We start from the raw sequence: 11,949 nt of genomic DNA, 5'->3' as shown, positions 1-11,949 counted from the left end.
CTAGGGGACAGCAAACCTGCATTTGCCTGCATTTTCCCGTGCCCTGCCCGGCTATTGCTTGCATAGCGTAATTCCATGAGGCCGAGCGGGGGCTTGGACTATAATCTTACCCGTTTTGCAGCGCGTCAAACCGCAAACTTGTGCGCTGACAAGCTGATCAGCTTGCCTTGGCCGGCCTGGACCAAGACCGGTCGGGAACGGGAGAATTGAAATCCCGGGAGTCGCCTCAAGTTGAAAGACGAACCCACAACATTTTTGATGAGTAACTTATGAGCACGCCCAAACATGCCAAGGTCCTGATTCTCGGCTCCGGCCCCGCCGGCTATAGCGCCGCCGTCTACGCCGCGCGCGCCAACCTGAACCCGGTGTTGATCACCGGCGTGGAGCAAGGCGGCCAACTGATGACCACCACCGACGTCGAGAACTGGCCAGGCGACCCGCTGGGCGTGCAAGGCCCGGAACTGATGCAGCGCCTGCTGCAGCACGCCGAGCGCTTCAATACCGAGATCATCTTCGACCACATCCACACCACCAAGCTCTCCGAGCGCCCCTTCCGCCTGATCGGCGACAACGGTGAATACACGGCGGACGCGCTCATCATCGCCACAGGCGCCTCAGCGCAATACCTGGGCCTGCCTTCGGAACAAGCCTTCATGGGCCGTGGCGTGTCGGCCTGCGCCACCTGTGACGGTTTCTTCTACCGCGGCAAGGAGGTGGCCGTCATCGGCGGCGGCAACACCGCCGTGGAAGAGGCGCTGTATCTCTCCAACATCGCCAGCAAGGTCACCATCGTGCACCGCCGCGACAAGTTCCGCGCCGAGCCCATTCTGATCGACCGCCTGCTGCACAAGGTCAGCGAGGGCAAGATCGCCATCCAGTGGCACTCCACCCTGGATGAAGTGGTCGGCGACGACAGCGGTGTGACCGGCATCAAGAATCAGTCCACCCAGGATGGCGCCATCACCGAGATCCCGGTGCATGGCCTGTTCGTGGGCATCGGCCACAAACCCAATACCAGCATCCTCGAAGGGCAGTTGGAATTGCCCAACGGCTACCTGAAGACCCGCACCGGCACCGAGGGTTTTGCCACGGCCACCAATATCGACGGCGTCTTCGCTGCCGGCGACGTGCAAGACCATGTGTACCGCCAAGCCATCACCAGCGCCGGCACGGGTTGCATGGCAGCACTGGATGCACAGCGTTATCTGGAAGGCTTGGAATAAAGTAAATTGATGTAAAATGCTGCGCTGCGAGAACTCGTAGCGCAACGGGCACTCAAAGAGCCGGTGACGAGTTTTTCGTCCCGGCTTTTTTGTTTTCATTCGAGCAACCAGACCAATTAAAATCATCCCGATCGAGGAAAGCACCGTGTCCTACTTACCGCCTCCTGCACCGCCCTCCCGGATGCCGCCTGCGATCAAGGCGCTGCTGGCCTCCTTAGGCCTGGGGGCCGTCCTGATCGCTTGCAGCGCTTCGCGCGAAAACCAGAGCGCCGATGCGGCAGGGCAATGCAATGTCGCCCGCGCCGAGCACCTGATCGGTGACAACCTCAATGCCCAGCTGGAACAACAGGCCCTGGCCGATTCCGGCGCCAGCCAGATCCGGGTACTCAAGCCCGACAGCGCCGCCACCATGGACTTCAACCCACGCCGCCTGAATCTGCACGTCGATCCGGGCCTGGTCGTCATCCAGGTGGCCTGCGGCTGAGCACGCCAGGCTGAAGAGTCGCCCCGCTTCTGCTAAAGTAGCCCGCTCAGGGATAATTCGCTACAGGGTTGGGTGGCTGTCATGGCGACAATGAAGGATTTCTCGGCGCTCCAGGGATTGCGCCGCGATTTGCAGGAACAGGAAAAAGCACGGGCACTGGCCTTGGCCGAGCGCCAGCGCCAGGAAGCGGCAGAGCGCGCGGAAGCCAATCTCTTCCGCAACAGCATCGGCACAGTCGCCCCCTTGCGTCCCAAGGCGGCCGACAAGGCCCTCCACCCACCGCAACTGCCGCCACCGATTGCCCGCCAGCACCTGGCCGATGAACAGGCCGCGCTGCTGGAGTCGCTGTCCGACGAATTCACCGTCGACACCTTGATGGACAGCGATGAAAACCTCAGTTTCGCCCGCCCCGGCGTGGGGGTGGATGTCTTGAGCAAGCTGCGCCGCGGCAACTGGGTGATCCAGGCCCAGCTCGACCTGCATGGCTATCGCCGGGAGCAGGCGCGCGAGGCACTAGGTGAATTTTTGCGCCAGTCGCGCCGCCGCGGCCTGCGCTGCGTGCGGGTGATCCATGGCAAGGGTCTGGGCTCAGTGAACAAAGAGCCGGTCTTGAAGCACAAGGTGCGCAACTGGCTGGCGCAGAAGGATGAAGTGATGGCCTTTTGCCAGGCCCGCGCCGCCGATGGCGGAGCCGGGGCGCTGGTGGTGCTGCTGCGCTCCAGCGAACGGGCCTAGGCCGCCCAAGCCTCAGCCTCAGGCCGTGGCCAGCGCATCGAGCAAGGCCACGATGGCCTCGAAATGCGGCCGGGAGGCCGCATCGGCCGACAGGCAGGCCTGACACAAACCGGCCAAGGCGGTGCGCTGCTTCTGCCCCACCTCATCGGCTGGCTGACCATGGGCCAGCAATTCCTCCAGCAGACATCCATAAGCCCGCACTTCCATGGCTTGCACGCCCCAGGCATGAGGCTCTTGGGCATCGTAGAGCCAGGCCGCCCCGAAATCCCCCAGCAAGGCGGCGCCCTCCCGATGCAGGATGTTATGACCATAGAGATCGCCATGGACGATGCCCTGGGCGTGCAGGTGCGCCGCCGCCGAGGCGATATCGCTGGCGATGGCCATCACCTGGCTCCAGGGCAGCTTGCCTTCCTGCGGATAGACGTCGCGCGTGCAGGATTGCAGGCTGGGCGGCCCGGCTAGCGTCGTGAAGGCGGGATCGATCAGCGGCATCACCAGCCCCTGCACGGCTTGCGGATGATCTTGCAAGCGGCCCAGCACCGGAATCAGTCCGCGATGACTGCCGGCCCTGATGCAAGCCGCCATTTCGCGCTCCGGCAAGCCATCGCTGGTGACCGCGCCCTTGAAGAGCTTGACCGCCACCGCCTGCGTCGTCGCGCCAGTCTTCCAGCGTGCGGCATGGATCACGCCGGAAGCTCCTTCGCCCAGTTTCTCGCCCAATTGCAAGTCGTCCCAGGCGATGGGGGCCACTTGGGCAAGTCTATCCGCCCCCTCTTCCACCGCCGCACACCAGGGATTGCCGGCCATGGCCAGCCAGCTCAAACGCGGCAGCGTCAGCAGCCAGTGCGGAAACTCTTCCAGTGCATTGGCCGCCAGGCGCAACAGTTCCAGGTTGCGGCAGCCCGCCAGTTCAGCTGGCAGCGTGCGCAGGCGGTTACCGGCCAGCATCAGCTTTTGCAGGCGCGTGCATTGCCCGATGCTGGCCGGCAGCGCTTCGATGCGGTTGTCCGTGAGCACCAGCCAGCGCAGCGTGGGCGGCAGCGATGCCGCTGGCACGTGTTCGATGCGGTTGGCCTTGAAACCGATCATCTCCAGTGCCGGACAACGGCCCAGCACGGCCGGCAGTTCGGTGAAGGGATTGTCGGAACAGAAAATGATACGCAACCGGGTCAGGCGCGGCAGATCTTCCGGCAAGGCGCTCAGTTGGTTGCCGCTGAGGTCCAGAATCTCGAGGGTTTCAGCCAGGGTGAAGATTTCTCGCGGGAATTCGCGCAGGCCGCACGAGAGAGACAGGCGGGTAATGCCTTCCAGGGCGCCGCTGCGCAGTTGTTCCAGAGTGTGCATGCAGAGAAGTGATGAAACAGACGAAAACGCGGATCTTACCAGCCGCAGCCATCGTTTCCCTCATTAAGCTTGTCTACCAGCATCAACGTAATCTCTGAACTACATCACTCCACATTCGGGATCGCCACCATCTCTCGCTAGTTTTTTGGATGATTTGAGCACATCAAGGTGAACAAGCCCTAGTTCTAGTGCGCGGAAAACTACTTCCGCAAGACGAACGAGCGGCATCCGTTTCCAACCCTCTCATGTGGGCATCAATAACAGGGGAGAAAAGACAAACTTGACGATGCAGCCGGAGAGAAAATCATTCCAAAAGGGGCTTTGGTATTTATGAGGGTTTCAAACTTTTAAGTTCAAAAATCAGCTCGATACCATGCTGGTGGTGTGAATTCGATCTTGGCTTCTTCCAGCCTTGCAAAGATGGAGTCTCCGAACTTCCAATTTTTTGGCATGGTAGTCCAGAGTCCAAGACCACCCTTTTCTACACTGCGATCCAGATACTCCGACTCAGTTCTGAGCATCCGAATAGTGAGCATGTGTCGTCCGATGAATGAGGCGACTTGATAAATCGAGGCTCCTAAACTAAAAAGGCGCAAGGCGTTATCTCGAATGAAGGCGCATGGAACCACATGTTCCAGTTGATCGAGAAGATGTTTTTCAGGATGGAGCGCTAGTTGCTCCTCCCATTTTTTGCTGGTTCCCTCTGCCCGCAAATCATGGTGAACGAAGATTTCCATTCGAGACCATCCACCACCTAAAGAGGGTCCTTCTGAATAGATCCGATGCAGGTATCTAGCACAAGCCATGAGACCTGTGTGGTAATACACTTCTTTCGGTTCGCCGGTAACTCGCACATTGACTTTGCACCACCATGAGCATTTGTGCTCAAGTTCGTCCCCGATGTCACTGAAGGTAAAGGGAGGCGTGAGACAGTTTTCTCCTTCAGTTTCAGCTACCCATTTGCAGACAATCAGAAGGTTCTGCTCGTTGATATCGGCATCGGAAGGGATGACGGTCTCAATCAAATCCAAGTAGGGCATAAGCACTGAACGATGAGTGACATTGCTTGGCTTTATCTGATCCCACGCCACGCTATTTCCACCACCTCTTTTGCAGATTTTGGTTTCGACCAGGTAGAGAGCTGTTTCGAAAACCTGCCTTGCGTAGATTTCCTTGGGAGTTGGCGCTTTCACTTCAATGGGTTGAGCATGTTCTGACGAGAGAACACGAAATCCCTCTGGAAGAACGGGAGTAACCAGACCATTCAATTCAAGTTCATTCATCAATGGCAGAGCGTCTGAATATTGCATCTTGAAACAGCTTTGAAGATTGGCTACCGAGACCTCACCGGTATTGATGAAGTGAGACTTCACAAGGGAAAATTGATCAGGAGTCATAGTATTTTTGTCTTCACGAAAGAATGAGGGTTTCAAACTCTGAAGTTGCGGAAGGCTTAAAGCTCGCACAAAATGCATCCATCAGTTCCTTCATCAAAAGAAGGTCATTGATGATTTGCTGGTGAAGGATGATGGGAGGATTTTCATCATCGGGACTCGAAGAATTAGCGATGAGGATACTGTTGCGTCCCACATTCCCCATCTTCTGGTGAAGGTCAGCGTTTTCTTCTAGCCGTTGAAGCGTCTCCTGCAGATCTGGATTACTAGGAGATTGGAAGAGCTGATTCTGTTGCTCGCATAGCTCTTCCAACACCTTACCGTCATCTTCATTGACAACAGCAGGAGGAAGATATGGAGGGAGAGTATGAGCTGTGGAATCACGATACGGCTTACCGTATTCCTTAAACCATACTCTTACTGATGGCGTATCGAGATAGTGCAGAAAGGGTTGAGGAAAGTGTTTTCTCGCCTCATCTTTATACGGTCCAATGCGTTCTTTTTTGACCTTGGCACCTGCTTCTAGGACAGCTACCCAAGCTGCATTATCGAATACCCCATAGACATTGATCGCGAATGCCTGGAAGAAGATCGTGACGTTGGTGCATTCATCTGCAGTGAGTCTATCCAGCTTGTTTGGGGGGAAGATGTCGAAAATCTGCGTAGCACTATGCTCAATGACCTTCAAGCGCCTGCATATACCTGCCTTAACGAACTCAATAGCTCTAGTAGACTTCAGATGAAGTGTAGTGAGGATAACCTTCAATGAAGTGGTTTGAATGTCATAAATGGCGTTCTCGAAATCATCAATGAGCCTTTGTGCTTGATCGAGTGTATAGGTGAATGCCAATTTTGCCCCCATGCCAGAAACCACAAAGCGCACTTGAAAGATACGCTTTGTTGATGACGCAATATTGACAATATAGTAATACACTTCAGTTGATGAGAATCAGAAACCCTCTCTCAAGACCAATTGATTACAACAATTACTGATTAAAGCCGCTTCAGCAGTGCGGTGCTTTCATGATCCAGCTTTCCCGGTAAATACAGGGCTTCCGCCGCCCCTCGCCTTCAGAACAAATCCAGCTGCCTATCGCTCGCTCGTCGCCCCGGCCCCGCCGGCACGACGAGCGGCCGCCGGAAACGACTGGCATCCAGCGTCGCAAAAGCGCGGTTGCGATGATCGATGCCCAGGCGCCGGCTGGGCTTCTCGAGCGCTGGTGCAGCAGGTCGGCCCACACGCCCGTGCCGCGCATCCGGGTGGTGAAACTGGCGTCGTAGTCCTTGCCGCCGCGCATGTCCTGGATGCGGTTCATCACCCGCGCCGCCCGGTCCGGGAAGTGCGCCTGCAGCCACTGCCGGAACAGCGGGCTGACCTCCCAAGGCAGGCGCAGCACGATGTAACCGGCCTGCCCTGCCCCGGCCTCGACGGCCGCCTCCATGACGCGTTCCAGGTCCGGTTCGGTGACGAAGGGAATCACCGGGGCAATCGACACGCTCACCGGAATGCCCGCCTCGGCCAGCGTGCGGATCACCCGCAGCCGCCGCGCCGGGCTGGCCGCGCGCGGCTCCAGGGTGCGGGCGATGGCCGGGTCCAGGGTGGTGATGGTGACGGCGGCAATGGCCTGGCCCTTGGCGGCCATGGGCGCCAGCAGGTCGATGTCGCGTTCGATCAGGGCCGACTTGGTAATGAGCGCGACCGGATTCTCGCAGTCGTGCAGGATCTGCAGGATACGGCGCGTCAAGCGGCGCTCGCGCTCGATGGGCTGGTAGGCGTCGGTGTTGATGCCCACCGTGATGGTATCGGGCTGGTAGGACGGCCGGGCCAGCTCGCGCAGCAGCAGCTCGGGAGCATTGGTCTTGGCCACCAGCCGGCTTTCGAAATCCAGCCCGGGCGACAGGCCCAGGTAGCTATGCGAGGGCCGCGCAAAGCAATAGATACAGCCCCGTGCTCGCAGCCCCGGTAAGGATTGAGCGAGAGCGAGAACGGCAAGTCCGGCGAGCTGTTGCGGCTGATGATGGACTTGGCTTCTTCCTCGGTGACGCTGGTCTTCAGGCGCGGCGGTTCATCCTCCTCCATCCCCTCGCCCGCCACTGGCCCAGCCTCGGCAAAACGGACGGCCTGCCAGCCATCGTCGAACTCTTCCCGGCGCACCGATTCATACCGCCCACGCAGGTTGGTCACCGCGCCCCGGCCCTTCTGGGCGACCTGGGGGCGATGCAGGTAGGACTCCGGCGTGAGGGTCGCGTCGTCGGTCCCAGACGGTTCAGGCTGGGTCGGGAAAGGCCGGGCGATGCCCTGCGGGAATTTGGGGAAGGAAGCCACGACAAGCTCAACAATACTGTATATATAAACAGTATTTTGCCTTCACTTGGCCGGCCCTGCAAATGCTGTTTCAATTTGTCCGGCTGCCGCATTAATCGGTTATGCTTGATCACCCTCGGCTTCCCGCAAGATCAAAAGAAAGCCAACACAAAGTGACAAGGGGGAATCAGGACCGCCATAGGTTCCAAGGAGACAAGGATGCAATACCAGGCAAACCGGCCCGGCGCCGGTGCATTGTTGGGCGCGGCGCCCCTGGTGCAGGCCGCCACTGATGGCGTGCTGGACCTGCAGGCCATCGAGCGTTCGCACCAGCGCAGTTCGTCCTACGGCATCACCCGCGGCCAGCAGCCCGACCTGCCCGTGCTCTCGCGCGCCGACCTGGCGCAGGCGCTGGAGGCCAACCAGACCCTCTCCGGCCACGCCCGCCCGGTCATGGAAACTCTCTACGACCAGATCCGCAACACCCACAGCATGGTGATCCTCTCGGATGCCGAAGGCACCATCATCCATACGCTGGGCGACAGCGATTTCCTGGCCAAGGCCGATCGCGTGGCGCTGGGTTCGGGGGCACGCTGGTCGGAGCAATTGCGCGGCACCAATGCCATCGGCACCGCGCTGTATGAACAAAAACCCACCACCGTACACGCCCAGCAGCATTACCTGGATGCCAACCGCTTCCTGACCTGCTCGGCCGCGCCCATCTTCGACCATCGCGGCCAGGTGCTGGGGGTGCTGGATGTGTCGGGCGAATGCGGCAGCTTCCACAAGCACACCATGGCGCTGGTGCGCATGTCGGCGCAGATGATCGAAAACCATCTGCTGGCCGGCAGCTTCCCCGATGGCATCACCCTGCACTTCCACAGCCGCGCTGAATTCGTCGGCACGCTGGTCGAAGGCATCGTCAGCTTCACCCCTGGGGGGCGCTTCCTGGCCGCCAATCGCAGCGCGCAGTTCCAGCTCGGGCTGACGCTGTCGGCCTTGCAATCGCATACCTTCGCTTCGCTGTTCGGGGTGCCGCTGTCGCTGCTGTTCGAACACCACCGCAAGGCCACGCCGAGCTTGCTGGAACTGTGCCTGCACAATGGCATCCGCATCCACGGCCGGGCCGAACTGCGGCTGCGCGACCAGCATTTCCAGAATGCACGTGAAGCGGTGATCGATACGCCCGAGCTGATGCACACCATGCCGAGCGTGCCGGCCACTCCCAGCACCCCGCTGGCGCCGCAGCGCCGTGTGCATCCGGGCCAGGTGCGACCTGACCTGCAGGCGCTCGATACGGGCGACGCCCGCATGAGCGCCATCATCGGCAAGTTGCGCAAGGTCATCGACCGCGATATTGCCGTGCTGATCACGGGCGAAACCGGCACCGGCAAGGAATGGCTGGCCCAGGCCATCCACCGCGAGAGTGCGCGTTTTCGTGCCACCCAGACCCGGGGCGGCGCGGCGCCCTTCGTGGCGGTCAATTGCTCGGCCATTCCCGAAAACCTGATCGAAGCCGAACTGTTCGGTTATGAAGATGGCGCCTTCACCGGCGCGCGCCGCAAGGGCGCCATCGGCAAGATCGCGCAAGCCCAGGGCGGCACGCTGTTCCTCGATGAAATCGGCGACATGCCGCTGGCGCTGCAAGGACGGCTGCTGCGCGTGCTGCAGGAACGCACGGTGACGCCCTTGGGCAGCCAGCGCGTGATCCCGGTGGAGTTCGCGCTGGTGTGCGCCACCAACCAGCCGCTGCGCGAGATGGCGGCGCGCCACAGTTTCCGCGAAGACCTCTACTACCGCATCAACGGCTTGCAGGTGAAGTTGCCGGCCTTGCGCGAACGCAGCGACCTGGCACAATTGATCGAGCGCATCCTCATCGCTGAAGGCGGCGCGCTGGCGCCGCGCTTCGATGAAGAGGCCCAGGCGCTGCTGCAGGCCAGCCGCTGGCCGGGCAACCTGCGGCAACTGTCCAACCTGATCCGCACCGCCCTGGCCATGGCCGAGGGCGAGGCCTGGATCAGCGTGCAGCACCTGCCAGATGACTTTTTGGAAGAGGCAGGGCCGCTGCAGGCGGGTTGCGGGATGGCTGCTGCTACCGTATGTGAAGAAATGCGCAGTGATTGCCTCTCCATCCACGACAGCGAATGGGCCACCATCGAACGCGCCCTGCGCACCCATGCCGGCAACGTCAGCGCCGCGGCCAAGGCCTTGGGGGTATCGCGCAATACGCTCTACCGCCGCTTCAAGTCACGCGGGCACTGAGCGGCGCCAGGCTGTCGTACTCTGCATCGGAAAACAGCCGCGAGCGCGTCAGGAAGCGCTTGCCGCTGCCATTCTCCAGCGAGAACATGCCACCATTGCCATTGACCACGTCGATGATCAGTTGCGTGTGCTTCCAGTACTCGAACTGGTCGGCGCCGATGTAGAACGGCACGCCATCGATGTCGCCCAGATACACATCGGTATCGCCCAACGTGAAGTCATCAGCCGGATAGCACATCGGCGCACTGCCATCGCAGCAGCCGCCGGACTGGAAAAAGATCAGCGGTCCATGCCGCGCCTGCAATTGGCGCAGCAATGCCACCGTAGCCTCGGTGGCGGTCACTCTGAGTGGGGCACTCATCGGCCTTCTCCTTTTCGCTCTGTCCGATAAAAATGGCGCCGGCCGCGGGGAGCGGACCGGCGCCGAAGCTGCCTTGCTACAAGAAGACAAGGAGTCAAACAGAAGATCAAGCGATCAGAAGAAGCCCAGCGCCTTGGGGCTGTAGCTGACCAGCAGGTTCTTGGTCTGCTGGTAGTGGTCCAGCATCATCTTGTGGTTTTCGCGACCGATGCCGGATTGCTTGTAGCCACCGAAGGCAGCGTGCGCCGGATACAGGTGATAGCAGTTGGTCCACACACGACCGGCCTGGATCTCGCGACCCATGCGGAAGGCACGGGTGCCATCACGGGTCCACAGGCCGGCACCCAGGCCGTACAGGGTGTCGTTGGCGATGGCCAGCGCTTCTTCCTCATCCTTGAAGGTGGTCACCGAGACCACCGGGCCAAAGATTTCTTCCTGGAAGATGCGCATCTTGTTATTGCCCTGGAACACGGTCGGCTTGACGTAGTAGCCCGAGGCCAGGTCACCGCCCAGTTCTTCGCGTCCACCGCCGGCCAGCACCTTGGCGCCTTCCTGCTTGCCGATGTCGATGTAGGACAGGATCTTTTCCAGCTGCTCCTGCGAGGCTTGCGCGCCGATCATGGTGCTCTTGTCCAGCGGGTTGCCCTGCTTGATGGCGGCCACGCGTTTCAGGGCGCGCTCGATGAAGCGCTCGTAGATCGATTCCTGCACCAGCACGCGCGAGGGGCAGGTGCAGACTTCGCCCTGGTTCAACGCAAACATGGCGAAACCTTCCAGGGCCTTGTCGAAGAAGGCATCGTCCTTGTCCAGCACATCGGCAAAGAAGATATTGGGCGACTTGCCGCCCAGCTCCAGGGTTACCGGGATCAGGTTCTGCGAGGCGTACTGCATGATCAGGCGACCAGTGGTGGTCTCGCCAGTGAAGGCGATCTTGGCGATACGCTTGTTGGAAGCCAGCGGCTTGCCCGCTTCTACGCCAAAGCCTTGCACGATGTTGAGCACGCCCGGGGGCAGCAGGTCGGCGATCAGTTCGACCAGCACCATGATGGAGGCCGGAGTCTGCTCGGCCGGCTTCAAGACCACGCAGTTGCCCGCGGCCAGGGCCGGGGCCAGCTTCCACACCGCCATCAGGATCGGGAAGTTCCAGGGGATGATCTGGCCGACCACGCCCAGCGGTTCATGGAAGTGGTAGGCATAGGTGTCGTCGTCGATGGGGCAGATGCTGCCTTCCTGGGTACGCACAGCGGCGGCGAAATAGCGGAAGTGGTCGATGGCCAGCGGAATGTCGGCGGCCATGGTTTCGCGGATGGGCTTGCCGTTGTCCAGGGTTTCGGCCGTGGCCAGCAGTTCCAGGTTGGCCTCCATGCGGTCGGCGATCTTCAACAGCAGGTTGGCGCGTTCGGTCGGCGAGGTCTTGCCCCAGGCCTTCTTGGCGGCATGGGCGGCGTCCAGCGCCAGTTCCACGTCTTCGGCGCTGGAACGGGCCACTTCACAGAAGGCGCGTCCGATCACCGGGCTGATGTTCTCGAAGTATTCCCCCTTGACCGGCGGCACGAATTTGCCACCGATGAAGTTGTCGTAACGTTGCTTGAAAGGGTCACGTACACCGAGTTTGCTGATGTCTGCCAGGTTCATGTCGTCTCCGTTGGTTATGGTTGAAATCCCGCCCACGATCATGGCCGTGTCGGGCGTTCGGACAACAAGATGGCAAATCGCGTGCCAGCCCGCAAACGCCCGGCTGGCGCGGCCCCTGGCATGGGGCCATTGTCACGCTGTGTCAATCTGGCGCAGCCTGGGACAGTACCGGGCAACAGCTTGCAACAGGTCGGTGATGGACTTTA

At 60.4% G+C, this 11,949-nt stretch carries 9 protein-coding genes and 1 pseudogene; 4 read left to right on the top strand and 6 right to left on the bottom strand.

Annotated features, from left to right (window positions below):
- Positions 1-269 precede the first annotated feature (269 nt).
- The 3 genes from trxB (at position 270) to I5W_RS15165 (ending at position 2,442) form a co-directional block, all read left to right on the top strand.
- The gene (trxB, locus tag I5W_RS15175) at positions 270-1,223 is read left to right on the top strand and encodes a thioredoxin-disulfide reductase (protein ID WP_044529857.1); all 954 of its coding nucleotides are present in this window, start codon (positions 270-272) and stop codon (positions 1,221-1,223) included.
- 145 nt (positions 1,224-1,368) lie between these two features.
- A complete protein-coding gene (locus tag I5W_RS15170; protein WP_252717039.1) occupies positions 1,369-1,707 on the top strand; it encodes an I78 family peptidase inhibitor in 339 nt (112 codons plus the stop codon).
- Positions 1,708-1,788: 81 nt separating this feature from the next.
- The gene (locus tag I5W_RS15165; protein ID WP_171426992.1) at positions 1,789-2,442 is read left to right on the top strand and encodes a Smr/MutS family protein; all 654 of its coding nucleotides are present in this window, start codon (positions 1,789-1,791) and stop codon (positions 2,440-2,442) included.
- A gap of 18 nt (positions 2,443-2,460) precedes the next feature.
- On the opposite strand, the gene I5W_RS15160 is transcribed toward I5W_RS15165, so the two are convergent.
- From I5W_RS15160 to I5W_RS15145, 4 genes and pseudogenes are all read right to left on the bottom strand, one after another.
- Positions 2,461-3,786, bottom strand: coding sequence for a leucine-rich repeat-containing protein kinase family protein (locus tag I5W_RS15160; protein WP_044529855.1), 1,326 nt, complete (start codon positions 3,784-3,786; stop codon positions 2,461-2,463).
- A 353-nt stretch (positions 3,787-4,139) separates the two neighbouring features.
- A complete protein-coding gene (locus tag I5W_RS15155; RefSeq protein WP_148289119.1) occupies positions 4,140-5,261 on the bottom strand; it encodes a hypothetical protein in 1,122 nt (373 codons plus the stop codon).
- Positions 5,197-6,114: a hypothetical protein gene (locus I5W_RS15150; protein WP_044529853.1), complete on the bottom strand. Its 918-nt coding sequence runs from the start codon at positions 6,112-6,114 to the stop codon at positions 5,197-5,199. The genes I5W_RS15155 and I5W_RS15150 overlap by 65 nt, the downstream gene beginning before the upstream one ends.
- Positions 6,115-6,251: 137 nt before the next feature.
- A pseudogene (locus tag I5W_RS15145) lies at positions 6,252-7,506 on the bottom strand (PA0069 family radical SAM protein).
- Between the two features lie 198 nt (positions 7,507-7,704).
- Here I5W_RS15145 and I5W_RS15140 point away from each other — a divergent pair.
- A complete protein-coding gene (locus tag I5W_RS15140; RefSeq protein ID WP_044529852.1) occupies positions 7,705-9,747 on the top strand; it encodes a sigma-54-dependent Fis family transcriptional regulator in 2,043 nt (680 codons plus the stop codon).
- Here I5W_RS15140 and I5W_RS15135 read toward each other — a convergent pair.
- Both I5W_RS15135 and adh read right to left on the bottom strand, forming a co-directional pair.
- A complete protein-coding gene (locus I5W_RS15135; RefSeq protein WP_199901748.1) occupies positions 9,728-10,108 on the bottom strand; it encodes a DUF779 domain-containing protein in 381 nt (126 codons plus the stop codon). The two genes, I5W_RS15140 and I5W_RS15135, sit on opposite strands and share 20 nt — an antisense overlap.
- A gap of 114 nt (positions 10,109-10,222) precedes the next feature.
- Entirely contained in the window at positions 10,223-11,743 is a 1,521-nt protein-coding gene (gene adh / locus I5W_RS15130; protein ID WP_017450799.1) for an aldehyde dehydrogenase, read from the bottom strand.
- Positions 11,744-11,949: the final 206 nt, after the last annotated feature.

The organism is Herbaspirillum sp. B65, from assembly GCF_000333555.1.
Taxonomy (GTDB): Bacteria; Pseudomonadota; Gammaproteobacteria; order Burkholderiales; family Burkholderiaceae_D; genus Herbaspirillum; species Herbaspirillum rubrisubalbicans.
The sequence above is the reverse complement of the archived record's forward strand: the minus strand, read 5'-3'. Positions and strand labels throughout refer to the sequence as shown.